General features: G+C 65.4%; 26 protein-coding genes. 9 read left to right on the forward strand and 17 right to left on the reverse strand.

The features are described from left to right. Window positions 1–202: 202 nt before the first annotated feature. From BEP01S_RS09625 to BEP01S_RS09640, 4 genes are all read right to left on the reverse strand, one after another. Window positions 203–3,655, reverse strand: coding sequence for an error-prone DNA polymerase (locus BEP01S_RS09625; protein WP_062242577.1), 3,453 nt, complete (start codon window positions 3,653–3,655; stop codon window positions 203–205). Between the two features lie 76 nt (window positions 3,656–3,731). Next, window positions 3,732–5,402, reverse strand: a complete 1,671-nt coding sequence (locus BEP01S_RS09630; RefSeq protein WP_062242580.1) for a DNA polymerase Y family protein — start codon at window positions 5,400–5,402, stop codon at window positions 3,732–3,734. Then, window positions 5,392–6,255 carry a DnaE2-dependent mutagenesis accessory factor ImuA' gene (gene imuA', locus BEP01S_RS09635; RefSeq protein WP_244882178.1) on the reverse strand — a complete coding sequence of 288 codons (864 nt, stop codon included), beginning with the start codon at window positions 6,253–6,255 and terminating at the stop codon, window positions 5,392–5,394. The genes BEP01S_RS09630 and imuA' overlap by 11 nt, the downstream gene beginning before the upstream one ends. Window positions 6,256–6,294: 39 nt before the next feature. Beyond that, entirely contained in the window at window positions 6,295–7,953 is a 1,659-nt protein-coding gene (locus BEP01S_RS09640; protein ID WP_062242583.1) for an HNH endonuclease signature motif containing protein, read from the reverse strand. A gap of 247 nt (window positions 7,954–8,200) precedes the next feature. On the opposite strand from BEP01S_RS09640, the gene BEP01S_RS09645 reads away from it, so the two are divergent. Genes BEP01S_RS09645 through BEP01S_RS09655 form a run of 3 tightly spaced genes read left to right on the forward strand, consistent with a single transcriptional unit; the run spans window position 8,201 to window position 10,224 of the window. Beyond that, on the forward strand, window positions 8,201–8,869 hold the full coding sequence (locus tag BEP01S_RS09645; RefSeq protein WP_062242586.1) for a class I SAM-dependent methyltransferase: 669 nt from the start codon (window positions 8,201–8,203) through the stop codon (window positions 8,867–8,869). 20 nt (window positions 8,870–8,889) lie between these two features. Continuing rightward, a complete protein-coding gene (locus BEP01S_RS09650) occupies window positions 8,890–9,354 on the forward strand; it encodes a tRNA (cytidine(34)-2'-O)-methyltransferase (RefSeq protein ID WP_039207563.1) in 465 nt (154 codons plus the stop codon). Between the two features lie 45 nt (window positions 9,355–9,399). Further along, window positions 9,400–10,224, forward strand: coding sequence for a PfkB family carbohydrate kinase (locus BEP01S_RS09655; RefSeq protein ID WP_062242589.1), 825 nt, complete (start codon window positions 9,400–9,402; stop codon window positions 10,222–10,224). A 159-nt stretch (window positions 10,225–10,383) separates the two neighbouring features. Here the strand turns inward: BEP01S_RS09655 and BEP01S_RS09660 are convergent, their stop codons facing one another. Continuing rightward, a complete protein-coding gene (locus tag BEP01S_RS09660; RefSeq protein ID WP_009375892.1) occupies window positions 10,384–10,638 on the reverse strand; it encodes a type B 50S ribosomal protein L31 in 255 nt (84 codons plus the stop codon). Between the two features lie 178 nt (window positions 10,639–10,816). Between BEP01S_RS09660 and BEP01S_RS09665 the strand changes: the two genes are divergently transcribed. Beyond that, window positions 10,817–11,368, forward strand: coding sequence for a YbaK/EbsC family protein (locus BEP01S_RS09665; protein WP_052239796.1), 552 nt, complete (start codon window positions 10,817–10,819; stop codon window positions 11,366–11,368). A gap of 45 nt (window positions 11,369–11,413) precedes the next feature. On the opposite strand, the gene BEP01S_RS09670 is transcribed toward BEP01S_RS09665, so the two are convergent. From BEP01S_RS09670 to BEP01S_RS09685, 4 genes are all read right to left on the reverse strand, one after another. Then, window positions 11,414–12,184, reverse strand: a complete 771-nt coding sequence (locus BEP01S_RS09670) for a phosphatase (RefSeq protein WP_244882179.1) — start codon at window positions 12,182–12,184, stop codon at window positions 11,414–11,416. Between the two features lie 115 nt (window positions 12,185–12,299). Further along, window positions 12,300–13,229 carry a TrmH family RNA methyltransferase gene (locus BEP01S_RS09675; protein WP_244882180.1) on the reverse strand — a complete coding sequence of 310 codons (930 nt, stop codon included), beginning with the start codon at window positions 13,227–13,229 and terminating at the stop codon, window positions 12,300–12,302. Between the two features lie 13 nt (window positions 13,230–13,242). Next, entirely contained in the window at window positions 13,243–14,079 is an 837-nt protein-coding gene (locus BEP01S_RS09680) for a sulfite exporter TauE/SafE family protein (protein WP_039207550.1), read from the reverse strand. A 2-nt stretch (window positions 14,080–14,081) separates the two neighbouring features. Further along, window positions 14,082–14,867, reverse strand: coding sequence for an ABC transporter ATP-binding protein (locus BEP01S_RS09685; protein ID WP_039207548.1), 786 nt, complete (start codon window positions 14,865–14,867; stop codon window positions 14,082–14,084). 44 nt (window positions 14,868–14,911) lie between these two features. Between BEP01S_RS09685 and BEP01S_RS09690 the strand changes: the two genes are divergently transcribed. Both BEP01S_RS09690 and serB read left to right on the forward strand, forming a co-directional pair. Then, entirely contained in the window at window positions 14,912–15,646 is a 735-nt protein-coding gene (locus BEP01S_RS09690; protein WP_062242595.1) for a hypothetical protein, read from the forward strand. Then, window positions 15,643–16,320 (forward strand): phosphoserine phosphatase SerB, encoded by a 678-nt coding sequence (gene serB / locus BEP01S_RS09695; protein WP_062242597.1) that lies wholly within the window; start codon window positions 15,643–15,645, stop codon window positions 16,318–16,320. The genes BEP01S_RS09690 and serB overlap by 4 nt, the downstream gene beginning before the upstream one ends. A gap of 88 nt (window positions 16,321–16,408) precedes the next feature. Here serB and BEP01S_RS09700 read toward each other — a convergent pair whose 3' ends face one another. The 3 genes from BEP01S_RS09700 to BEP01S_RS09710 form a co-directional block, all read right to left on the reverse strand. Continuing rightward, on the reverse strand, window positions 16,409–16,915 hold the full coding sequence (locus BEP01S_RS09700; RefSeq protein WP_039207540.1) for a SixA phosphatase family protein: 507 nt from the start codon (window positions 16,913–16,915) through the stop codon (window positions 16,409–16,411). An 8-nt stretch (window positions 16,916–16,923) separates the two neighbouring features. Further along, window positions 16,924–17,682, reverse strand: a complete 759-nt coding sequence (gene fabI / locus BEP01S_RS09705; RefSeq protein ID WP_039207537.1) for an enoyl-ACP reductase FabI — start codon at window positions 17,680–17,682, stop codon at window positions 16,924–16,926. A gap of 117 nt (window positions 17,683–17,799) precedes the next feature. Continuing rightward, window positions 17,800–18,510, reverse strand: coding sequence for a beta-ketoacyl-ACP reductase (locus BEP01S_RS09710; RefSeq protein ID WP_039207765.1), 711 nt, complete (start codon window positions 18,508–18,510; stop codon window positions 17,800–17,802). 100 nt (window positions 18,511–18,610) lie between these two features. Between BEP01S_RS09710 and BEP01S_RS09715 the strand changes: the two genes are divergently transcribed. Genes BEP01S_RS09715 through BEP01S_RS09725 form a run of 3 tightly spaced genes read left to right on the forward strand, consistent with a single transcriptional unit; the run spans window position 18,611 to window position 20,243 of the window. Then, a complete protein-coding gene (locus BEP01S_RS09715; RefSeq protein WP_235354933.1) occupies window positions 18,611–19,135 on the forward strand; it encodes a DUF3099 domain-containing protein in 525 nt (174 codons plus the stop codon). Then, window positions 19,132–19,344: a hypothetical protein gene (locus BEP01S_RS09720; RefSeq protein ID WP_039207534.1), complete on the forward strand. Its 213-nt coding sequence runs from the start codon at window positions 19,132–19,134 to the stop codon at window positions 19,342–19,344. The genes BEP01S_RS09715 and BEP01S_RS09720 overlap by 4 nt, the downstream gene beginning before the upstream one ends. Then, entirely contained in the window at window positions 19,341–20,243 is a 903-nt protein-coding gene (locus BEP01S_RS09725) for an SURF1 family cytochrome oxidase biogenesis protein (protein WP_062242600.1), read from the forward strand. The genes BEP01S_RS09720 and BEP01S_RS09725 overlap by 4 nt, the downstream gene beginning before the upstream one ends. Window positions 20,244–20,273: 30 nt before the next feature. On the opposite strand, the gene BEP01S_RS09730 is transcribed toward BEP01S_RS09725, so the two are convergent. Genes BEP01S_RS09730 through sufU form a run of 5 tightly spaced genes read right to left on the reverse strand, consistent with a single transcriptional unit; the run spans window position 20,274 to window position 23,592 of the window. Next, window positions 20,274–21,872: an ABC-F family ATP-binding cassette domain-containing protein gene (locus BEP01S_RS09730; RefSeq protein WP_039207529.1), complete on the reverse strand. Its 1,599-nt coding sequence runs from the start codon at window positions 21,870–21,872 to the stop codon at window positions 20,274–20,276. Beyond that, a complete protein-coding gene (locus tag BEP01S_RS17340; protein ID WP_062242603.1) occupies window positions 21,869–22,570 on the reverse strand; it encodes a ribonuclease H family protein in 702 nt (233 codons plus the stop codon). Before BEP01S_RS17340 ends, BEP01S_RS09730 begins: the two co-directional genes overlap by 4 nt. A 32-nt stretch (window positions 22,571–22,602) precedes the next feature. Further along, a complete protein-coding gene (locus tag BEP01S_RS16825) occupies window positions 22,603–22,743 on the reverse strand; it encodes a hypothetical protein (protein ID WP_157070553.1) in 141 nt (46 codons plus the stop codon). Window positions 22,744–22,784: 41 nt separating this feature from the next. Next, window positions 22,785–23,120, reverse strand: a complete 336-nt coding sequence (locus tag BEP01S_RS09740; protein ID WP_025778421.1) for a metal-sulfur cluster assembly factor — start codon at window positions 23,118–23,120, stop codon at window positions 22,785–22,787. Next, complete coding sequence (gene sufU / locus BEP01S_RS09745; RefSeq protein WP_244882181.1) at window positions 23,113–23,592, reverse strand: Fe-S cluster assembly sulfur transfer protein SufU; 480 nt, start codon at window positions 23,590–23,592, stop codon at window positions 23,113–23,115. Before sufU ends, BEP01S_RS09740 begins: the two co-directional genes overlap by 8 nt.

Here is a 23,592-nt window from a genome sequence, read left to right on the forward strand (position 1 = left end):
TTGAGGCGATGTGATGTGTCTACTGTCATCGACTTCTCCGGCTTGCGTCCGCCTGTCTGTCATGTTGGCGTCATCATGTGTCATCTTTCGTCACACCCGGACGTGTTCGTGTGTCACACAGCGCCTCGTGTGTCACACCTGGGCCGGCTGTCCGCCGCGGTCTGCCGCTGCCGGCGATGCCGAGGACACCGGAAATCTGGGGTCACCGGAAGTTGCGGGCCTTCGTCGGCAGCTGCACTTCGAGGGGGATGAGTTTGTGCGCGTAGAGGCTCACCACGTCTCCCCCGCGTTGGATGAGCCCGGTGACGACGAGTGCGTTGCGGGAGGTCGCGACCGTGCGGAAGCGCTTCATCAGCCCGGCGGTGGCCACCACATTGAGCATCCCGAATTCGTCCTCGAGGTTGATGAAGGTGATCCCCGAGGCGGTCGCCGGACGCTGCCGGTGGGTGACGATCGCAGCCACCGTCATCCGGGTTCCGTCCGCGGCCGCCGCCGCATCCGCGGTCGATGCGTATCCGCGGGCACGAAGCGTCTCGCGCAGGATCTCCGTGGGGTAGCCGTCGACAGTGATCCCGGTGGAGAAGAGCTCGGCCAAGGTCACGTCGAAGGCGTCCATGGCCGGCAGGGTCGGGGCCGAGTCCACGCTCGCCGTCCCCGGCAGGAGCCCGGGATGGGCGCCGGCGACTCCCCCGGCCAACCACAGCGCCTGCCGTCGGTCGAGGTCGAATCCGGACAGGGCTCCGGCGGTGGCGAGGGATTCCAGGGCCTGTTTGCCGATTCCGGTGCGTTCGGCCAAATCCGCCACCGAGGCGAACGGTGCCTTGTCGCGTTCGGTCACGATCACCTCGGCGAAGGAGCCGACATGCGCGACGGTGTCCAGTCCCAAACGGATCCCCAGCTCCCCCGCCGAGGCGGTGCCCCCGTTCCCGACCGCCGCCTCGGTGATGGTGTGCCCCGGTTTCCCGGGTTCGACCCGTTCGAGGTCCGTGGCCGCCTGGGACCAGCGGATGTCGACGGGCAGGATCGGCACTTTGTGCCGGCGGGCGTCGGCAATGAGGGACTGCGGGGAGTAGAAGCCCATCGGCTGGCTGCGCAGCAGTCCGGCGGTGAAGGCCGCATGGTGGTGGTATTTGAACCAGGCGGACTGATAGACGAGGTTCGCGAAGCTGATGGCATGCGATTCGGGGAATCCGTAGTTCGCGAAGGCGGCGATGGTGGAGAAGATCGTCTCGGCGGTGTCCTCATCCACTCCGCGCTCCATGGCTCCGGTGCGGAACTTCTCGGCGAGTTCGGCCATCCGCTTCTCCGAGCGGCGTGAGCCCATGGCCTGCCGCAGCCGGTCGGCGTCGGCTCCGGTGAACCCGCCGACGTCGATGGCCATCTGCATGAGCTGCTCTTGGAACAGAGGCACCCCGCAGGTTTTGGCCAAGGACTTCTCGAGCAGCGGGTGGAGGTATTCGACCTCGTCGAGGCCCTGACGTCTGCGGATATAGGGGTGGACTGAGCCGCCTTGGATCGGTCCCGGTCGGATGAGAGCGACTTGAACGGCCAAGTCGTAGAACGTCCTCGGTCGCAGCCGGGGCAGAGTGGCCAGCTGGGCGCGGGATTCGACCTGGAATACCCCGATCGCGTCGGCGCGGCAGAGCATCTCGTACACGGCTTCATCGTCGTCATCGATCTCCGCCCGGTCGATGAGGACCCCGGTGTGGCGGTGGACGAGTCCGACCATCTCGTGCAGGGCGGTCAGCATGCCCAGACCGAGCAGGTCGAATTTGACCAGGTCCATGGCCGCGCAGTCGTCTTTGTCCCATTGGACGACGGTGCGGTGGCCCATCGTCGCCTTCTCGATCGGCACGACTTCGCCGATGGCACGGTCGGCGAGGATCATCCCGCCGGAATGGATGCCCAGATGCCGCGGGGAGCCGAGCAGATCCTCGGCGATCTCGAGCACCGGGGCGGGCACGGGCGAGTCCTCGGCATCGGGCAGGCTCGACCACCGGTTGCTCGACTTCGAGAACGCATCCTGCTGTCCGGGGGCATACCCGAGGCTGAAGGCGGCGTCCCGGATGGCCGATTTCGCCCGGTAGGTGATGACATTGGCGACCTGGGCGGCCCGGTCGCGGCCGAAATGGTCGTAGACGTATTGGATGACCTCTTCGCGGCGACCGGATTCGATGTCGATGTCGATGTCCGGGTACCCCTTGCGGTCCGGGGACAGGAACCGGTCGAAGAGCAGCCCGTGTTTGACGGCGTCGACGGCGGTGATGCCCAGGACAAAGCAGACCGCAGAGTTCGCCGCCGAGCCCCGCCCTTGGCAGAAGATGCCCATATGACGGCAGAATTCGGTGATGTCGAAGACGATGAGGAAGTATCCGCAGAAGCCCAGCTGCGCGATCATGTCCATCTCCCGGTCCAGCTGTTCCCAGGCCCGGGGGTTCTCGGCGCGGGTTCCGTAGCGGGTGCGGCCGCGTTCGGCGATGAGGCCGCGCAGATACGTCTCCCCCTCGGTCGCATCGGGCATCGGCGCCTTCGGCAGGTCGGGTCGGGCCGAGGACAGCACGAAGGAGCACTCCCGACCGATCCGCACCGCATTGTCCAGAGCTTGCCGAGGGAAGCGTGCGAGCATCTCCTCACCGGTGTGGATGCGTGCGCTCGCCGTCGCCGGCAGCCATCCGGCCAGTTCGTCCAGGGACTTCCGCGACCGCACCGAGGCGCGCACTTGGGCCGACTTCCACTCGGCCCGGGTGGCGAAGTGGACGGCATTGCTGGCCATGACCGGCAGACCCGCCCGCTGTGCCAGATCGCCGAGGTGGCGCAGCCGTTCGTCGTCATCCGGGGTTCCGTCCCGGCTGAGTTCGACGGCGACCCGGTCGGGTCCGAAGAGTGCGGTGAGTTCGCGCAGAGCGCTGAGTCCGCCGTCATCGTCGCCCAACGCTCGCCGCAGCGGACCTTTGCGGCAGCCGGTGAGGATCATCCAGTCGCCGTCTTCTGCCGCGAGTTCTTCGAGGCTGAAGAGTGGGCGGTTCTTCTCACCGCGCAGATTCGCCTCGGTGATGGCCTGAGAGAGCTGGTGGTAGCCCTCGACGCTGTGGGCGAGGACGAGCAGGTGGGTGGCGTCGGGGTCGGTCTGGCCGGGGATCTTCTCGGACAGACCGATGGACAGCTCGGAGCCGAACACGGTGTCCAGTCCCACCTCGGCGGCGGCGTGGGCGAAGCGGACGGCGCCGTAGAGTCCGTTGTGGTCGGTCAGCGCCAGGGAGGTCAGTCCGGCGGCGGCACCGGCGGCGACGAGCGTTTCGGGGTCGGAGGCTCCGTCGAGGAAGCTGAACTGGGAATGCACATGCAGCTCCGCCCAGTCCACACTGCTCTGACGCAGCAGCGGTCCGCTGCCTGGCCCCTGAGCGCTGCCGGCGCCTTCCGGGCCCTGGTAGCGGCTGCGTCCGTCCGAACCGCCGGGGCCGACCGAGACCTGATAGCGGTCAGGGCGGGAGAAGGCCGGGGCGTCGGAGCCGTCGGCGTGTTTGTCGACGGGACGACCTGTCCCCTGCCTGCCCGTTCCCTGCTTGTCGGGGGTGTCGGAGGCACCGGGGAGGCCCTTGCCTTCGAGGCGGCGGGCGAGCTTCGACCACGGTGTGCGCGGGTTCGAGAATCCCATCGGGGTCTCCTCCTCTCTGGTGGGGCGTCGGTCAGCGGGGGCATTGGCCACTGGGTGCCGGCCAATGGGCCACCGGTCAGCGGTAGCGGCCGGTGAGGTACCACTGGCCGTGTTCTTTGCTCAGCAGAAGGGCCCGGCCAGCATCGGTGACCACCTGCAGACGGGTCCGGTAGACGGTCCGGCTCGGGTCCCACCAACCGGATTCGATGGGCCAGGAACCGGAGTAGTCGGTGATGGTCTCGGTCTGCCCGGTGGGAAATCTGATCGTCGCCGGCGCGGCACCCAGCCCCGAGGGACGTGCCTCCACCGGTGAGCCGTCGGCCGCGAGCACGTCGACGGCGGAGTGTTCGACGGTCGTCGGACGGGGCGCGTGCAGGGCACCGGGCCAGGGTGCGGCAGGACTGCGTTCGGGGGCGGCCGCCTGCTGCCACGGGGTCCACAGGTTCGTCTCGGCGGGATCCCACCCGCCCTGGATGCCCGGAACCAGGACGGCATCGGGACCGAACAGTCCCTGCAGACGCTCGAGCGTATAGGTGATCTGCCCGGTGTTCTCGTCGAACAGACTGCGTGTGGCACCGATCGGGGTGGTCAGTTCGGCGGCGATGAGGCGCAGCGCGATGATGCCGTCCTCGGAGAAGTCCTCGGCATCGGGCGCCGGCTCGTCGACGATGTCGAGCGCCTGCGGGTCAGCCTGTGCCGTGCCGGAGTTCTGTGTCGTGCAGGGGTTCTGTCCCGATCCGGAGTCCTGCTTCGGTCCGGAAGCTCCGGCTCCGGTGTTCGCTCCGGCAAGCCAGCCTTCGGCCTGCCACCGCAGACGGTCAGCGATCGCGTTCTCCTGCATGTCCTCGATCCGCCAGGTCCGGGACGAGGACTGCCCGGCTGCGGCATCGAGTTCGATCGTGATCTGGGTGCAGACCAGCCCCTGTCTGCGCACCTTGGCCAGCAGATCCGCACCGAGCTGGCGGGCCAGGAAGCCGAGGGTGTCGCTGCGGGTCGTCGGGGCATCGAGATCGAGTTCGACGTCGAGCTGTTCGCCGCGGACATGATCGGCGAGCGGGGCTCCTGCCCGCCCGGAGGCGAGGTCGTGCAGATGCCGGCCGAAGGCACCGAAGCGTGCGTTCACGTCTTTGGCCTCGAGGCGGGCGAAGTCGCCGAGGGTGCGCAGCCCCAGCTGCAGGAAGACCTCGATCAGGGCGGTCGCCTCGGTGCCGGCGTATTCCAGGGTGGTGATCGGCTGGGCGGAGAGGAAGTCCACGGTCTGTCCGGGTTCGACCCGGCGCGCCTGTCCGGCGGCGAGGACCGCGGCGAATACGGTGTCGGCGATTCCGGGGAAGAACTCCCATCCGGTGTCGTCGACGAGAGCCGAGACCAGAGTCTCGACAGCGCTGGCTTCGTCGGCGTAGCCGTGTCTGAGCGAGTCGAGAGGGATCGCCAGTGTCCCCGGGCTGAGCAGGGTGAACCGGGCGACGAGGTCTTCTAGGGCACCGACTCCGGCGCTGAAATGTCGGTTGTCCGCCTCTTCGTTCCAGACTGCGACATGGGCTTCCGGACAGCGATATCCCACGGCGCGTTTGTTGTTGCCTGCGGTGATTCCGGCGGCACGGGCCGGAGCATTGGCGGCGATGACCTTGCCTGCGTGGAGGACCGCGACAGGGCGGCCCGGGGCGATGTCGTGTTCGATCGCGGCGGCCACCGCCGGCCAGTCGGGCACGGTGAGCACGAGGGTGCGGTCAGGCTCATCCGACATGGCTGATCACCTTTCGCAGCTGTGTGATCGTCGACCACCGAGGATCGTCCGCCGTATCCGTATCCGTGTCCGTACCCGTGCCCGCTGTCGGGGCAATAGACGCTCCAACAGATACAGAAGGAACCTCTGCAGGAACGGCACGCGCTTCGGCTGCCACGCCGGAGACCTCAGAGGTCTCTGCGGAAGCGGCGGGTGATCCCCCGTCTGCCACCACTTCCAGCGTCCCCGCGGGGACGCTGGAGGGAGTCCCGGATGGCCCGGGCAGCAGGAACCGGTGAGTTCCCGTCTGCGACCGGGCGCGGACGAGGCAGGACTGCAGGCGTCCGCGACCGTGTGCGGCACCCGACCAGCGGGTATCGGTGATCTCGATCTGCTCCGTGCTGCCGGACATGGGGCGGAGGCTGATGAGGCTCATTCGCCGTTCACGGATCTTCGCCAGGAGTCGGGCCCGTTCGGAAGCGCTCGGGGCGAAGCCGGGGTCGACGAGGATGATGTCGAAGGATTCGATGAGAATCGAAGCCACCCGCAGCCAGTCCTCACCGGGAGTCGCGAGATTGACGAAATGGTCGAGGTCGACACCGAGATCGGCGATCGAGGACACGGCCGGTTCGCCGAGCCCGATGCCGGCACACCACTTCTGCTCCCGGGTCGCCGCAGCGATCGTCGCCAGGCCGCAGCTCAGCGACAGCTCACCGGTGACGGTGACGAGTTCCCCGCGCGGCAGACCGCCGCGACGGAACAGCGGAGAGAGCACAGGACCCACCGGATGGGGTGGGATCTTATCGAACAGCGCCGCAGCCGTGGAGATCCCCGTCTCCCGGCTGAGCTGTTCGATGACTGGTGCTGCTGACATGACATCCATTATCGAACTGGTGTTCTAAATTGGCAAGATTTAGACAACGGCTTTGCCTTCCCGGGCGTGTCGCCATTCGGCCTCGAACATCCACGCGATACAGAGCCCGAGGTCAAAGCCATAACCACCGCCGACGGTGCCGGGATCGGCCGCTTTCGTGATCTTCTTGACCTTCGCAACGCGAACTGCTGTGTCGAACATCATCCGCCCTCTCACCCGACTTTCCAGAGGAAGCAGCTGGGAGCCGTCGGGCAGATAGAAGGCAAAGGCAGCGGGACCGCGCATCGCTCCGGCGAAGTCCGCTCCGGTGCGTTCGATGCGCAGCTGGTATTTGTGCACCACGGTGTGATGTCGGCGACAGAGCAGGATGAGATTGTCCATATCGGTCGTTCCGCCCTGCGACCAGGGGCGAATGTGGTGGGCATCGCATCGCCTGCGGGCCCGACAGCCGGGAAATTGGCAGCAGACATCACGCACACTCAGTGCCATTCGCTGCCGTCTGCTCACCAGACGCTTCGAGCGCCCGAGCATGAGGACGTCACCTCCGGCATCCTTGATCACGCCGCTGATCAGCGCTTCACAGCTCAGGCGCTCCGCCGTTGCCGCGGTGATGCCACCGAACCCTTCGATCCGGCAGGTCGTATCCGCACGTCCGCCCGGCGTCCCCGCGGGGACGTCCCCCTCGGCTCCCGCCGGATGGTCCGGCCCAACCCCCTCGTCCGCCTGACCGCCCGATTCGCCTTCCGTCCCCGCGGGGACGCCGGCGTCGGTCGCCAGCTTCGCGGGAATGCTGAGCAGAGGGGGCTCGAAAGCGGGCGCGGGTTCCATCGTGGCCCCGCTGCGAGTGATCACCTCGGCGGAGGCATGGACGAGCAGTCGGGCACGATCGGCGTCGATCGAACCAGGGGGCTCGGCACGGGGGAAGGCATGGATGATCTCCATCAGGCACATGACCTGGGAGACCGGCTCATAAGGAGCCTCATCCACTTTGTCACCTTCGCACTTCTTGCCCACTTCATCCGCCACAGCGCCGTCATGGGCGGGACGTTCGAGGACCTGGCGGGCGGCGTCGAGCATCGCGGCGATCTCTGCGGCATCGTCCTCCTCGAGTTCGATCGTGATCCGGGTCCGACCGGGCGCCACCTGACGCATGCTCACACTGTCCTGAGCCAGGTACAGCGGGAACGGGCCGTTGTCGATCTTGTCGGCCAGCTGCTGGTAGTTCTGCGAGATTCGGCTGATCTGACTGCCAGTGGCAAGGGTGGCCAGGCGCAGCGCCTCGTCGTCGCCGATCCGCTCCCCCAGTCGAGTCACTTCCCTCACCTTTGAGAAACTGACGTCACCGCCCGCCAGACTCTTCTTCACCTTCGGCATCTCTCGCAGCGCTCTCATCACACGCACATACTCGCGAGCCGTGTGCATGCTCACTGACGCCACATGCATCACCCACTCGGTCAGGGTCTTCACCCCGACCCATTCCGCCCACAGCCCCCGCCTTTCGACCTCGTCGATGAGGGTGATGACGCGAGCGTGGCAGAAAGCGATGCATGAGATGTTGCGTCGGATATCCGTCACGATCTGCTCACAGGTGAGGGTGCTGGGGTCCACATCGGCTTCAGCTCCTCCGTAGTCCTTCGGATCGACGCTCAGCCCCTCGATGTCGGCCGCCTCCGCTCCAATCGGCTTGTCGTCTCTCATGGCGCTCCCCTCCCGCGGCCTCTTCGACCCTCCGGTCCGGCGATCCCCATGACCACCAACCGTGCCTCCACTCTAGGATTCGGCACTGACACGAGAATCCACTCGACAGCACTCGATTTGTATAGATCTGCGTTCAGATTCGATTGAGTTTCGTTTCTGCAGGTGACCCTACTGAGCCACGTGCGTCCAGCAGTTCGCCGAACTGACCCGCACCGCTCAAGTCAGCGCTGACGGGTAGGGTGACGTCATGACTGACGAAGCCCGCACCCGTGAGGCGGCCACGCGTGATTCCTATGATGTGATCGCGCAGACCTATACGGACTGGGTCGCCGATGAGCTCACCGCGAAGCCCCATGACCGCGCCGTCCTCGGGGCCTTCTCCGAACTCGTCCTCGGCACCGGCTCAGCCGAGGTCCTCGACATCGGCTGCGGTCCGGGTCGTATCACCTCGTTCCTCGCTGCTCTCGGTCTCACCCCGCGAGGACTCGACCTCTCCCCCGCCATGGTCGACCTCGCTCAGGGTCTCTATCCGACGCTCGGGTTCGACGTCGGGTCGATGACTGCCCTGCCCTATGCCGATGATTCTTTCTCCGGCTTCGTCGCCTGGTACTCGACGATCCACGTCCCCGATGACGCGCTCGCCCTCTCCTTCGCCGAGGCGGCCCGTGTCCTTCGTCCGGGCGGCTGGTTCCAGTTGGCGTTTCAGCTCGGCGATCGAATCGATCACGTCTCCGATCTCGCGGGCTTCTCCGTCGACCTCGACTTCCACCGGCGCTCGATCGATGACGTTCTCACCGCACTTGAACCTCACGGCTTCTCTCCGGTCACCCGTCTCGAACGCGAACCCGACAGGGCCGGCCCCTTCCCGGAAGCGAGCCGGCAGGGCTACCTGCTCGTGCGCAGCGCCGGTCTCTGAGGTGAGAAGATAAGGAGGATATGAATATCGACATCGTCTTCCACACTCCCGAAATCCCCGGCAACACCGGAAACGCCATCCGGCTCGCCGCGGTCACCGGAGCCCACCTTCATCTCGTCGAGCCTCTCGGCTTCGATCTCTCCGATGCGAAGCTGCGCCGCGCCGGGCTCGACTACCACGACCTCGCCCATGTCACCGTCCATCCGTCGATCGACGAACTGTGGAGCCACCTCGGTGAGCGTCGAGTGATCGCGTTCAGCACGCATACGGACAATTCCTTCGCCGAGGTCGAATACCAAGACGGAGATGTCCTCCTCTTCGGGCGCGAGTCGACGGGACTGCCTGACGAGGTCATCACCGACGACCATGTGGACATGGCAGTGCGGATCCCGATGCTGCCGGCACGCCGTTCGCTCAACCTGGCGAATTCGGCATCGATCGCCATCTACGAAGCCTGGCGCCAGCACGGCTACGCAGGGGCCTGAATCCGCGTAGACTTCTTCGCGAACGCTTTACCTGAAAGGACCATAATGACCGCAAAGGTGCTCACCGTCGCCGGATCCGACGTATCCGGAGGAGCCGGACTCGAAGCCGATCTGAAGATGTTCGACGAATACGGTGCCTTCGGCACTGCCGCCGTCACTTGCATCGTCACCTTCGACCCCAATGACGGATTCGCCCACGTCCTCGAGTTCATCGAACCCGAGGTCGTCACCCGTCAGCTCGAATCGACGATGGCCGTGCACGAGTTCACCGCCATCAAGTCCGGAATGCTCGGCTCGGTCGATTCGGCTCTGGTCCTCGCCGAGAAGCTGAAGACCAACGATCTGCCGTACGTCTTCGATCCTGTGCTCGTGTGCAAGGGTGCAGGCACCATGGTCGACCTCAAGGATCTCTTCGTCGAGAACCTCGTGCCCTTGGCCACCGTCATCACCCCGAACCTCGAAGAGGCCGCGACCCTGGCCGGAATCGACCCCATCGACTCCGTCGAAGGTATGGTCGAGGCCGCGAAGATCATCCACGGGCAGGGCGCGAAGAACGTCGTCGTCAAGGGCGGAGCTCGTCTCGCCGGAGACGACGCCATCGACATCCTCTTCGACGGTGAGACCGTGACGACTCTGCGTTCGCGCAAGGTCAACAACAAGCTCGTCAACGGTGCCGGTTGCTCCTTCGCTTCCTCGATCGCGGCGGGAATCGCCACCGGTCTGGACATCAAGGATGCGGTCGTCTCCGCGAAGGAGAAGGTCGCTCACGGAATCGCGAACTGCCTCGACAATGCCACCGGTGTCGCCTCTCTCTACCATCCGGCGGCGCGGGTGAGTCCCTCCCCCGAGGTCTCGGTCACCGTCGACTGATCGCCGCCGCTGCCGTGGCTGCGTCCCCGCGGGGACGCAGCCTGGCGCATTCCTGCGGAACGTCGCGCCGGCAGCAAAAGGGTTGCAGACAGCAGATTGCCCCGCACACCTCGTCGGTGTGCGGGGCAATCTGAATGAAGCTGTTGGGAACGCCTGAGATCAGCGCTTGCCGAAGCCCTTGTAGCGGTCCTTGAACTTCTCCACGCGGCCGGCGGAGTCGAGGATGCGCTGCTTGCCCGTGTAGAACGGGTGCGAAGCGGACGAGATCTCGACGTCGATCACGGGGTAGGTGTTGCCGTCTTCCCACTCGATGGTCTTGTCGCTCTTAGCGGTGGAGCGGGTGAGGAACTTGGTGCCGGAAGCCAGATCGTTGAACACGATCGGCGCGTATTCCGGGTGGATGTCCTTCTTCATTTTCTTAACCTCTGCTGAATTCTTTCAGGCGCCTGATATGGGTCCGACCCATCTGCCAGTGCCCGAATTCGTCTGCTGGACACGCTCCGAACCGTAGGAACCGGACACGGAGCGACAGTCAATTCTAACTGATGGGCCCGGACAAAGCGATTCGACACAGATCTCCTAAACTGTGGCCATGAGCACAAAGGAACGCATCTCCACCCAGTTCACACTGCAGCCGGCTGCGGAAGCGCCCGAACTCCTCGCAGAAGCTACCGCGAAGGCCCTGCCCACGGTCTCCGGCGATGTCGACGTCTTCGCTATCGATCCGCAGATCGCAGACACCGCGGCTCTCCTCGGCGCCACTGATCTGCCGCCGGCCACCTCGGCGAACTGCGTCCTCGTCGCTGGTTCACGTGGCGGTGAGGAGCGCATCGCCGCCTGCATGGTGCTCGCGAACACCCGCGCCGATGTCAACAAGCGGGTCAAGAAGCTTCTCGACGTCCGCAAGGCCTCGTTCCTCCCGCTCGAACGTGCGGTCAACGAGTCCGGGATGGAGTACGGCGGGATCGGACCGATCGGACTTCCGGAGAACTACCGGGTGCTCATCGATTCCCGTGTCGCCGCGGCCGACGAGCTCATCATCGGTTCGGGCATCCGCGGCTCCAAGCTGCTTCTCTCCGGTTCCGCGCTTGCGTCGCTGCCCGGCGCCGAGGTAATCGAAGACTTGGCCAACGACATCGACTGACCGTGTCGCTTCGTCCAACACCTGCTGTCGGTCAGATGTCGCCCATCAGTTCAGTCCCGCCCGTTCGATGACGAAGTCGATGAGCGGGGCGTAGAGGTTGGGTACGACGTCGTCATCGAGTGGGATGGTCGCCTCGATCAGTCCCTGCGCCTCGGCGACGAAGAGCGCCGGATCGTTGCAGTCGGCATAGCCGATGGTCCGCAGTCCCCTGCTCGAGGCGGCTCCGGCCCACCCGTGATCGGCGACGACGAGGTCGGGCGCGGATCCGCCGCGAGCGGCGAAATCGTCAAGCAGTGCATGCATGGGTTCGGCCAGGTGCGTGTGCGGGCTGCCGCCGTGCAGGTGCCAGGTCCACACGTTGTTGATCTGACGGACGTCGCCGCCGATCTCCGGGACCGGGATGAAGTGGTCACGGAAGTCGATGACCGCGCCGGCGGCCTTCGCGGCCTGCGCGATGGCCATGTGCACGGGCAGCAGTCCGGCCGGGTGACCGGTGGCGAAGAGGATTCGGCCACCTGCCCGCGTGACCTCACCGACCGCCTCGGCGAGTTTCTCCAAAGCGTCGATGCAGGCGTCGGTGGAGATCGTGTCCACCCCTTCGACGAAGTCGGGGTCGGGCCGCAGACCGCAGCGTTCGACCATGAGCGCGAACACTGAGTCATAGTCCCAGTCGCGGGTGAGTTCGACGCCGAAGTCGAACTGTCGTTCCTGGGCGAGGAAGCGGTGGATATGGGAGAGGTTGTTCTCCCTGGGTGTGGCGACTTCGCCGGTGATCCTGGCGGCTTCGAGGGCAAGGGCTAGAGTGCTGCGGTCCACTGATCTCCTCATTCGGGGCTGTCAGAGCCGGGTTCGGCTCGACTCAACTCTATCCACCCGAGGTGAACGTCTCTCCACCAGAGGTGAACGCGGAGGGAATCGCCGCTGGTGGGCGTCACCCTTCCTGCAGGGCGAAGCAGGTGACCGCCGAGGCGGCTGCGACGTTGAGGGAATCGACTCCCCCACTCATCGGGATCATCACGGTCGAATCGCAGGCGGCGATCGTCGATCGCTTCAGACCGTCGCCCTCCGTGCCGAAGACGACAGCGGTGCGTTCGGGTGCGGTGGCGGCGAACTCGCGCAGGCTCACCGAATCATCATCGAGTGCCAGTGCCGCCACATGGAATCCGGCATTCTGGAGCTCGGCGATCCCGGCGGGCCATGACTCGATACGCGTCCACGGCACTTGGAACACTGTGCCCATGGACACGCGGATCGACCGGCGATAGAGCGGATCGGCGCAACGCGGTGTCACGAGCACGGCATCGGCGCCGAACGCGGCGGCGGAACGGAAGATCGCGCCGACATTCGTATGGTCGACGATGTCTTCGATGACAACGATGCGTCGCGCATCCTCGACCAAGGTTGCGACCGGGGCAAGGGCGGGTCGGCCCATTGCTGCTAGGGCGCCTCGGTGGAGGTGGAACCCGGTCAGTGTTTCGACGGCGGCGTCTGTGCCGATGAAGATCGGCACATCGCTCTTAGAAATGATGTCGGCTAAGTCGAACAGCCATTTCGGGCTGGTCAGGAACGACCGGGGAGACAGACCGGCCGCGTGAACGCGGCGGATGATCTTCGATGATTCGGCAATGAACAGTCCTTCGGCGGGTTCCCGGACGCTGCGCAGGGCGACATCCGTCAGCTGCGTATAGTCGCGCATGCCTTCGAGGCGCCCATCCAGGCCGTCACTCGAACCGCCCCCTGCCTTCCCGGCTGCCAGGTCCGCTTCGTCGAAGAAGCGCAGACGCTCGACGGCGATCCCAAGTTCAGCGGACCTGGCGATGACCTGCTGACGGGTCAGGGGCGCCTTGGCCGGAGTATTCACAGCGCAGTTCCGTTCACAGTGTGAGGATCCTCCAGATCGCGACGAGACCGAGGACGACGATGACGGCGCGCAGCAGCACCGGCGAGAACTTCCGACCGACACGGGCACCGAAGTACCCGCCGATCATGGAGCCGATGGCGATGCAGACCACGGCGATCCAGTTGATCCGGTCGTGACCGACGATGATGTACGTGCTCGCCGAGACCGTATTGACGACGAGGACGAGGACGTTCTTCAGCCCGTTGAGCCGCTGCAGATCATCGGGCAGCAGCAGACCGAGAAGAGCGATGAGGATGATGCCCTGGGCCGCGGCGAAGTAGCCGCCGTAGATCGCGGTGAGGAACACGACGATGAGCACGGCGATGTACCGACCGGTGGACAGGCGGTCCCCCACCGAGGCAGCCCGATGTTCGACGCCGGCGGCCTCGGCCCGGCGCAGTGACCGGTTCTTCAGATAGCGCGAAAGATACGGCTGTCCCACGACCATGATCAGAGCCACGACGAGGAGAACGGGCACGATCGTCTCGAAGGCGTCCTCGGGCAGGTGCAGGAGCAGATACGCCCCGGTCAGCGACCCGAGCAGAGAGGCGGGAACGAATCCGAGAATTCTCTTCCACTGCCCCCGCAGTTCTTCGCGATAACCGAGCGAGGAGGCGATGTTGCCGGGGATGAGACCGACAGCGTTGCTCATCGTCGACACGACCGGCGGCACTCCGAAGGCGACGAGCGCCGGGAAGGTGATGAGGGTTCCGGAACCGACGACGGCGTTGATTCCGCCCGCCGCGATTCCGGCGACGATGACGAGGCCGATCTGCCACGGTTCGAGGCTCAGGTTCGCCAGGAACTCCATGCTCAGAGGGCGGAACGTGCGTGGTAGCGCTGGCCGTCCCGGGTGAGCTTGACGTCGAGGCCGAAGGTCGCCGCGAGATTCTCAGCCGTCAGGGTCTCCTCGATCGGACCGGCGGCCAGATCGGTGCCCTCCGACAGCAGCAGCACGTGCGTGATGCCCTCGGGAATCTCCTCGACGTGGTGGGTGACCATGATCGTGGCCGGCGCCCACTTCGACGACAAGATCTCCGAGAGCGCACCGAGCAGCTCCTCGCGCCCTCCGAAGTCGAGTCCGGATGCCGGCTCGTCGAGCAGCAGCAGCTCCGGGTCGGTCATGAGTGCACGCGCGATCTGCACCCGCTTGCGCTCGCCCTCGGACAGGGTGCCGAAGGTACGATCGGCCAGATGCGTGATGTGGAACGCGGCCAGCAGGTCGCGGGCGCGTTCGATGTCGTCCTGTTCGTACTCCTCAACCCAGCGTCCGGTGACGCCGTACGCGGCGGTGAGCACGGTGTCGAGCACCGCTTCAGAACTCGGAATGCGATTGGCCAGAATCGTCGAGGCATAGCCGATGCGCGGACGCAGTTCGAACACGTCGACGCGCCCGAGCTGCTCCTCGAGGATGTTGACCGTACCCGTCGTCGGATGCATGCGACCGGCCGCCAGTTCGAGCAGGGTCGTCTTGCCCGCACCATTGGGTCCGAGCACCGCCCAGTGCTCGCCTTCGGCGACGGTCAGGGAGAAATCGTCGAGGAGGAAATTGGTCCCCCGGCGCACGGACACAGAATCCAGATTCAGGACTTCACTCATATCCTCAGACTCTATCGCAGACGAGCCGTCTATCCTGGTTCGACATGGACCTCACGACCGACTCACTGCTGCTGACACTCGCGCTCAACCACCGTCTGCGCTCGACCCTCGCCCCTGACGAGGTCACCTCTGCGTTCCTCGACGATGATCGTGATGTTCCTCTCATCGTCTCCGATGAGGTGTTCGGCTCGTCCGTGCCCACCGGTCTGCTGCTCTTCGCAGCCGTAGCGGCTGCCGCCGGAATCACTCATGCGCGCTTGGCGCTCCACCACCCGTCGCTGCCGCACACCACTCCCCCGGTCGATCGCACCGCCCGGACGAAGGTCGGCCGCCACAGCGCCCCCGTCGTCCTTCACCGCGGCGACGAACAGGCGGCGATCGCCCTCATCGGAGCCGAAGCGAACGTGGAGATCCTCGCCTGCCAACCCACGGTCTTCCGCCCAGTCACGGTCGGCTCCGCGCCCGAGGCGCTGCGGCGTCTTCGGCTGCTGGTGATGGAGGGACTCAATCTCATCGAGACCATCGAGGTCCCCGAGGAATGGCGACAGGGGCCGTGGCGCGATTGGCAGGAGGAGCTGTCGACGATGCATCCGATCTCCCGGCTCATCCCCACTGAGGCGGATTCCCGGGCGATCTACGCCGCCCTCGATATCCACCACCGAATGGCCAGCGTGCTGGCCCCGGCCACGGTTGCCCCGCCCCAGTTCGGTGCGCTGCTGTCTCAGCTGCACCCCGCGGCCGCGGACTACATCATGGCTGTGGCTACGATGAAGGGGTGAATGAGACGCCCCAGGCCAACGCCTCCCAGATCCCCGTCCAGCTGCTCGTCATGGACGTCGATTCGACGTTCATCAACGAGGAGGTCATCGACCTCATCGCCGCCCACGCCGGAGTCGGAGACCAGGTCGCCGACATCACCGAACGCGCCATGGCCGGCGAGCTCGACTTCGCCGAATCCCTGGCCGAACGTGTCGCTCTGCTGACCGGTCTGCCGGAGACCGTCCTCGATGAAGTGCGTGAGCAGATCACCCTCACCGAGGGGGCCGCTGACCTGGTCGCGGCCGTGCACTCCTCCGGTGGCCAGGTGGCCTTGGTCTCGGGCGGCTTCACCGCCATCATCGCTCCCGTGGCCGCACGGTTGGGCATCACCGACGTCTTCGCCAACGGTCTCGAGATCACCGATGGGCAACTGACCGGACGGACGGATGGACGCGTCATCGACCCGAGTGCCAAGGCAGAGATCTTCGAAGATCTACTGGCCTCCGGAGGATACGACCGGGCCGCCTCGGTGGCGATCGGAGACGGCGCCAACGACATCGGCATGATCGAGGCTGCCGGTCTCGGAGTCGCCTTCTGCGCGAAGCCGGCTCTCGTCGCCGCAGCGGATGCATCCGTGGAATCGCGTGACCTGCGAGCCGTGATCGACCTCGTGGCTGCCCGCGCGGACGGGTGAGCGACTGCTCTGACTGAACACGACTGTGGCCCTGACGATTGATTCGTCAGGGCCACAGTCGTTGGCTTCAGCGGTGCTCGATGAGGTCTCAGACCCCGTGGAACACCCGGATCTGCGGGGCCGGGTACTGTCCCGGCTCCACGTCCCAGCTCTCGAGGTCGAACACCGCGATCGACGAGGGACGGAACGCGTCGGGAACCCCGCCTTCCGGGTTGAGGTGGCCGACCACCTCGGAGACGGTCGGCTGGTGGCCCACGATGTACGCGCACTGCGCATCCGCAGGGATCGAATTGATCGCATCCAGCCAGTCGTCGACGGATCCGGCGTAGAGCGAGGGGTCCTCGCGCAGGGTCAGTTCACCCGGTTCGTCGAGGGTTCCTCCGTGCGCACGGTTGACCGCCTCGACGACGGCCTGTCCGGTCTGCACGGTGCGCCGGGCCGCCGAGGCGATGGCCACATCGGGTGACCAGCGCTCGGCGATCTCGGCTCCGGCTTCGACCGCCTGAGCCAGACCCTTCGAGTTCAGGGACCGTTCGAAGTCGGTGGGACCGTCCGGTTCCGCCTTCGCGTGGCGGGCGAGGATGAGCACAGGCATGAGCTGTCTCAGGCTCCGGTGGAGTGGAATCCGCCGTCGACGTGGATCATCTCGCCGGTGGTGGCGGGGAACCAGTCGGAGAGCAGGGCGACGATGGCCTTGCCGGCAGGGGTGGTGTCCTTCTGGTCCCAGCCCAGGGGTGCGCGGTCGCCCCACATGTCTTCGAGGGTCTCGAAGCCGGGGATGGAGGTCGCGGCGGTGGTCTTCAGCGGTCCGGCCGAGACGAGGTTGACGCGCACACCGTCTTCGCCGACGTACTTGGCGAGGTAGCGGGCGGTCGACTCGAAGGCGGCCTTGGCCACACCCATCCAGTCGTAGACCGGCCAGGAGATGGTCGCGTCGAAGGTCAGCCCGACGATGCCTGCACCCTTGTTGAGCACGGGCTTCGCGGCCACGGCGATGGCCTTGAGCGAGTAGGCGGAGACGTGGATGGCCGCGGACACCGAGTCCCACGGGGTGTCGAGGAAGACTCCGCCCAGGGCATCCTTCGGGGCGAAGGCGATGGCGTGGACGATTCCGTCGATGTTGCCGCCGAGGCGCTCGGGCAGGGCCGCGAGGTCCTCTTCGTTCGTGGCGTCAAGTTCGATGACCTGCGGGGTCTGGGGCAGGCGTTCGGCGATCACCTGAGTGATCTTCATCTGGCGGCCGAAGCTCGAGAGGATGACCTCGGCTCCCTGCTCCTGTGCGATGCGGGCAGCGGCGAAGGCAATCGAGGCCTCGGTGAGCACGCCGGTGACGAGAATGCGCTTTCCGTCAAGAATTCCCATGGTGGTCCTTTCGAAAGAAGGGTTGTTGCGAGTGCATGACGCCGCTTCGGGCGGTGTCTCTGAATCGAAGTCTACGGGCTGTGGCCCGGCGAGGCCGCATCGTCTGCGGCCGCCGGCTCAGTGGCCCATGCCCAGTCCGCCGTCGACGGGGATGACTGCGCCGGAGATGTAGGCGGCTTCGTCCGAAGCCATCCAGCGCACGACCTTGGCGACCTCTGCGGGTTCGGCGAAGCGCTTGGCCGGGATCGTCGACAGGTATTCCTTCTGCTGCTTCTCGCTGAGCTCGTCGGTCATGTCCGTGCGGATGAATCCGGGGGCGACGACATTCGCGGTGATTCCGCGGGAGCCGACCTCGCGGGTGATGGAGCGGGCGAAGCCGACGAGTCCGGCCTTCGAAGCAGAGTAGTTCGCCTGGCCGGGCACTCCGTAGAGACCCGACACCGAGGAGATGAGGACGATGCGGCCCTTTTTCGCCCGGATCATTCCGGTGATGCCGCGCTTGACGGTGCGGAAGGCGCCGGTGAGGTTCGTGTTGATGACGGATTCGAATTCGTCGTCGTTCATCCGCATGAGCAGGTTGTCGGCGGTGATTCCGGCATTGGCCACGACGACCTCGACGGGGCCGAGCTTCTCCTCGATCTCGGTGAACGCCCGATCGATCGATTCGCTGTCGGTGACATCGGCGGCCACGGCGAGGGCACCTTCCGGGGCCTGACCGTTGCGGGAGGTGACTGCCACCTTGTCCCCCTGGGCGAGGAATTCCTCGGCGATGGTGCGACCGATTCCGCGGTTGCCGCCGGTGACGAGGACTGTGCGTGGTTCTGACACGTTGGTCTCCTGTTGATCGACTGTGTTCTTCAAATCTATCGTGGACAAACCTATCCTGTCCTTTGGCCGATGGATATGACTCTCACAAAGGACGAGTATCATGTTTGGCAGTCATCGATCGAAGAAGGATATGGTCAGGCACGCTCAGCAGATCACAACGGCAGACACCGCCCTTGATGACGATATGCGGTCTCGGATCATCAAGTATTCGATCACCATGGGAATCAGGACGGTCTGCTTCGTGGCCGCCTATTTCGCTTTCGTCGCAGATCTGCACATCATCATGTGGCTGTGCGTGGCCGGAGCGGTCATCCTTCCCTACCCGGCGGTGATCTTCGCCAACGCGGGCCGCGAACGCTCCCGCGATGATCGCTCCGCGCTGCTCGATCAGGCCCCGCTGGCGGAGCTGCCGCCGGCGCACGGTGAGACGGTCTCCGGCGACACCCTCGACGGCGAGACCGTTGATGACGAGACAAGCGACGACGCAGACCAGAATGGTGCCGGCCAGGACACGGATGAACCCGACGTGGGCGACAAAGGCCAGACGATCCCGGGCGAGACGATTCCGGGTGAGACCATCCCCGGTGAAACCGTAGAAGACGACGACAGGAGTGACCAGGATTGAGCGAACAGCTGCAGTGTTCCGCGAAGGAATGCCGGGCGTTCGCGACCCGCGCCCTGCTGTGGAACAATCCTCGCGTCCACACTCCCGAGCGGAAGAAGACGTGGTTGGCCTGCGATGAGCACCTGGACTATCTGCGTGACTTCCTGAAGCTGCGCGACTTCTTCATCACCGACGTCTCCGTCGACGAGATCCCGGAGGACGCAGGTTGAGCCGCTATTCCTTCCTCTTCTCCGCACGCTGGCTCAAATACATCGCCATGGCGATCATCGTCATCATCGCCTGCGTGTTCCTCGCTCTGTGGCAGAAGGACCGTCGGGATCAGCGCGAGCAGGAGATCGCCACGATCACCGCGAACTTCTCCGCCGACCCCGTCGACATCTCCTCGGTGCTGCCGAACCCGAATTCCACGCTGGAGACTACCGATGAGTGGACTCAGGTGAAGCTGACCGGACAGTACTCCGACCAGGACACTGTCCTCGCACGCAACCGCACCGTCGGCGACACGCCCGGCTTCTATGTGGTGACCCCGTTCGAGCTCACCGGCGGTGCCACGATCGCCGTCGTCCGCGGCTTCACCGCCGAACAGGATGCCGTACCTGAAGCGCCGCAGGGTGAGCAGACCGTCGTCGCTCATCTGCGTCCGGCGCAGGACGGGTCCGAGGACGACAACCCGAAGGGTCTGATCAGAGCCATCGATCCCGCGCGGATTCCCGGGATGGATGACGCCTATTCCAACGTCTACGTCGAAGCCTCACCGGCAGAGACCGGTGGTTCCCCGGAAGAGGGACTGACCCCGCTGCCGATGCCCGAGCTCGATCCGGGCAACCACCTGTCCTATATGCTCCAGTGGTTCGCCTTCGGAATCATGATCATCATCGCCGTGGTGATCTCGGCGCGTCGTGAGCGCAAAGCCGCCGCCGAGGCGGTCGAACACAGCGATCCCAACAGCGAAATGGTCGTCATCGACAAGGCCGCCCTCGACGCGGGTGCGAAGATCAGCCAGCCAGGCAGCCGCTACGGCCGCAACCGTTGGGCCTCGCCGACCGTGCGCGGACGCGATGAGGCCGACGAGGATGCCCTGTTCGAGGAGCGCTTCCGCTCGCAGTGAGCCGGTTCAGGTGAGTCTCGGTGAACTCACTCAGGCAAGAGTGACGAGGTCGAGGTACGTGTCGTTCCACAGATCCTCGTCGCCGTCGGGCAGCAGCAGCACACGGTCGGGATCGAGTGCGGACACCGCACCCTCATCGTGGGTGACGAGCACGATCGCACCCTCATAGCGGCGGATCGCCGAGAGGATCTCCTCACGGGAGGCAGGATCGAGGTTGTTCGTCGGCTCGTCGAGCAGCAGCACGTTCGCACTCGAGACCACAAGAGTGGCTAGAGCAAGACGTGTCTTCTCACCACCGGAGAGCACCCCGGCTGGCTTGTGCACGTCGTCACCGCTGAACAGGAACGAGCCGAGCACATTGCGCACTGCAGTGTCATCGAGATGCGGCGAGTTCCGTGACATGTTGTCCAGCACGGTGCGCTCGAGGTCGAGCGTCTCATGCTCCTGCGCGTAATAGCCGAGTTTGAGCCCGTGGCCGGGGACGACTTCTCCGGAGTCGGGTTCGTCGAGTCCGGCCAGCAGACGCAGCAGAGTCGTCTTGCCGGCGCCGTTGTAGCCGAGCACGACGACTCGTGTGCCCTTGTCGATCGCGAGGTCGACACCCGTGAACACCTCGGTCGAACCGAAGCTGCGTGAGAGTCCTTCGGCGGTCAGCGGTACGCGACCGCAGTCGGCTGGGGCCGGGAAGCGCAGGTTCGCGACCTTCTCCGTGGCGCGTTCGTCCTCGAGTCCGGCGAGCAGTCGGTCGGCTCGTTTGGCCATCTGCTGTGCGGCGACGGTCTTCGTCGCCTTCGCCATCATCTTGTTCGCCTGGGCGTTGAGCGCCGCGGCCTTCTTCTCAGCGTTGGCACGTTCACGGCGGCGACGCCGTTCATCGTCCTCACGCTGTTTGAGGTAGAGCCGGTAACTCATCGAATAGATGTCGATGGTCTGCCGGGTGGCATCGAGGAAGAAGACCTTGTTGACCACTTCGTCGATGAGGTCGAGGTCGTGGCTGATGATGATCAGGCCACCGGAGTAGGCCTTGAGGTGATCACGCAGCCACAGCACCGATTCGGCATCGAGGTGGTTCGTCGGCTCATCGAGGATCATTGTGTCCGGAGCTGAGAACAGGATCCGGGCGAGTTCGACGCGACGGCGCTGACCGCCGGAGAGCGTTCCGATCTCCTGGCTGATCAGGGTCTCGTCGAGGCCGAGGTTCGCGGCGATCGCGAAGGCTTCGGATTCGGCGGCGTAACCGCCGGCGGCGATGAATTCGGCTTCGATGCGCGGGTACCGGTCGATGGCCTTCGTCGCCACCTTCTCATCCGGTGAGGCCATCTGCCGTTCGGCCTTGCGCAGACGTTTGACGAGGACATCGAGGTCGCGCGCCGAGAGGATGCGTTCCATTCCGGTGGCCGTGAGGTCGCCGCTGCGCGGGTCCTGCGGCAGGTAGCCGACGGTGCCGGAGATCGACACGGATCCCGATGCCGCGGGGTGTCCGCCCATGATCACCTTGGTCAGGGTGGTCTTGCCGGCGCCGTTGCGGCCGACAAGACCGACTCGGTCGCCCTTGTCGACGCGGAAGGACACCTCGGACATGAGGGTGCGGGCGCCGACGGCGACTTCGAGGCCGGAGGCCTGAATCATTCTGTCTCCAAACTGCGGCCGATGAGTTCGGCCAGGAATTCTTGGGGGTGGATGCCGCGGGACTGTGCCCGGGCGACGAGTTCATCTGCGACTGTGGACGGCACGCGACAGGACACGACGGTGGTGGCCGGCGAAGCCGATGCGGTCGAGGGCTCGGTGAGGACGTCCTCGTGCAGGGACGGTTCCGTTGGTTCTTCTGCCGGTTCGTCCTCAGCGGGCGCAGCCGACGTCCCCGCGGGGACGAATCCGGGGCCTTCCGGCACAGCCGTGCCCTTCTGGAAGGCGGTTGCTGCCGCGCGGGCGCGGTCATCGGCGGCCTCATTGAGTTCGTGGTTGTTGTGGCCTTTGACCCACTCGAACTCGACCGTCCGCCCGCTCAGCGCCTCATCGAGGGACGCTAAGAGGTCCTTGTTGAGGACTTCTTTTCCATCGGCCTTCTTCCAACCCTTGCGCTTCCACCCCGGCATCCATTTGGTCAGGGCGTTGATCACGTACTGCGAATCACAGTATATCTTCAGACCCTCGTCGCTGTCTGCGGTCGACCACAGCAGATCGAGGACGGCCATGAGCTCGCCTCGATTGTTCGTCGCGTTCTTCCACCCACCGGCATGCCAGGAGGTGTCGTCGATGTACCAGGCCCACCCGGCAGGTCCGGGGTTGCCGAGCGCGGATCCGTCGGCGGCAGCGATGATCGTCAATGGTTCTCCTTGGAAAGTCGGATTCCATTCTGTCACGCCGCACTCGGGTTCTCGGTCCGCGGGGCGGTGATCTCCGTGACCCTTCCATTCGTCACGGATACCGGTCCCAACGACGATCGCCGAGGCGGGGCGACCTTCTCAGGTCGTCCCGCCTCGGCGATGGGATCGTTCACGTCCCCGCGGGGACGCCCGTCCGACTCAGTCGATGACGGTCTCAGATATTGAAGCCGAGGGCGCGCATCTGTTCGCGTCCGTCCTCGGTGATCTTCTCCGGACCCCATGGCGGCATCCAGACCCAGTTGATCCGGTAGGCCGGCACGATGCCCTCGAGCGACTGTGCGGTCTGATCTTCGATGACGTCGGTCAGCGGGCAGGCCGCTGAGGTCAGCGTCATCTCGATGACGGCCGTGCCGTCGTCTTCGACCGAGAGTCCGTAGACGAGGCCGAGGTCGACGATGTTGACACCGAGCTCGGGGTCGACGACGTCCATCATCGCTTCGCGCACTTCGTCGACGCTGGCATTCTGCGGAGCGTCAATGACTTCAGGCATGGTGTTTCTCCTCACGTGCTGCTTGTGCTTGGTTGAGTGCGTCCTTGAACGCCATCCAGGACAGGAGAGCGCACTTGATCCTGGCCGGGAACTTCGACACTCCCGAGAACGCCGCGGCGTCCCCGAGAATGCCCTCATCCGCTTCCATTGTCCCACGAGAATGCATGAGCTCGTGGAATGCAGATTCGATCTCGAGCATCTGCTCGGCTGTGGCGTCGGCGGCCAGCTCGGACAGCACCGAGGCCGAAGCCATGGAGATCGAACAGCCGTCTCCACTCCACCGCACGGCGATATGGCCGTCGTCGAGCAATTCGGTCTCGAGTTCGATCTCATCGCCGCACGTCGGGTTCACCTGGTGCGAATACCCGTGCGGGCCGGTCGCCGCATCGCGCTGCAGCGCCTCGTTTCCGGTGCGGGCCCGCGACTGGTCGAGGATGACCTGCTGGTAGAGCTGCTGCATCTGTGTGCTCAT

It is taken from the genome of Brevibacterium epidermidis NBRC 14811, from assembly GCF_001570805.1.
Classification (GTDB): Bacteria; Actinomycetota; Actinomycetes; order Actinomycetales; family Brevibacteriaceae; genus Brevibacterium; species Brevibacterium epidermidis.

Coding starts and splice junctions, on each gene's coding strand:
- BEP01S_RS09625 (WP_062242577.1), bottom strand. CDS start 3,655: ATGGGATTCTCGAACCCGCGCACACCGTGGTCGAAGCTCGCCCGCCGC.
- BEP01S_RS09630 (WP_062242580.1), bottom strand. CDS start 5,402: ATGTCGGATGAGCCTGACCGCACCCTCGTGCTCACCGTGCCCGACTGG.
- imuA' (WP_244882178.1), bottom strand. CDS start 6,255: ATGTCAGCAGCACCAGTCATCGAACAGCTCAGCCGGGAGACGGGGATC.
- BEP01S_RS09640 (WP_062242583.1), bottom strand. CDS start 7,953: ATGAGAGACGACAAGCCGATTGGAGCGGAGGCGGCCGACATCGAGGGG.
- BEP01S_RS09645 (WP_062242586.1), top strand. CDS start 8,201: ATGACTGACGAAGCCCGCACCCGTGAGGCGGCCACGCGTGATTCCTAT.
- BEP01S_RS09650 (WP_039207563.1), top strand. CDS start 8,890: ATGAATATCGACATCGTCTTCCACACTCCCGAAATCCCCGGCAACACC.
- BEP01S_RS09655 (WP_062242589.1), top strand. CDS start 9,400: ATGACCGCAAAGGTGCTCACCGTCGCCGGATCCGACGTATCCGGAGGA.
- BEP01S_RS09660 (WP_009375892.1), bottom strand. CDS start 10,638: ATGAAGAAGGACATCCACCCGGAATACGCGCCGATCGTGTTCAACGAT.
- BEP01S_RS09665 (WP_052239796.1), top strand. CDS start 10,817: ATGAGCACAAAGGAACGCATCTCCACCCAGTTCACACTGCAGCCGGCT.
- BEP01S_RS09680 (WP_039207550.1), bottom strand. CDS start 14,079: ATGGAGTTCCTGGCGAACCTGAGCCTCGAACCGTGGCAGATCGGCCTC.
- BEP01S_RS09685 (WP_039207548.1), bottom strand. CDS start 14,867: ATGAGTGAAGTCCTGAATCTGGATTCTGTGTCCGTGCGCCGGGGGACC.
- BEP01S_RS09690 (WP_062242595.1), top strand. CDS start 14,912: ATGGACCTCACGACCGACTCACTGCTGCTGACACTCGCGCTCAACCAC.
- BEP01S_RS09700 (WP_039207540.1), bottom strand. CDS start 16,915: ATGCCTGTGCTCATCCTCGCCCGCCACGCGAAGGCGGAACCGGACGGT.
- fabI (WP_039207537.1), bottom strand. CDS start 17,682: ATGGGAATTCTTGACGGAAAGCGCATTCTCGTCACCGGCGTGCTCACC.
- BEP01S_RS09715 (WP_235354933.1), top strand. CDS start 18,611: ATGTTTGGCAGTCATCGATCGAAGAAGGATATGGTCAGGCACGCTCAG.
- BEP01S_RS09730 (WP_039207529.1), bottom strand. CDS start 21,872: ATGATTCAGGCCTCCGGCCTCGAAGTCGCCGTCGGCGCCCGCACCCTC.
- BEP01S_RS09740 (WP_025778421.1), bottom strand. CDS start 23,120: ATGCCTGAAGTCATTGACGCTCCGCAGAATGCCAGCGTCGACGAAGTG.
- sufU (WP_244882181.1), bottom strand. CDS start 23,592: ATGAGCACACAGATGCAGCAGCTCTACCAGCAGGTCATCCTCGACCAG.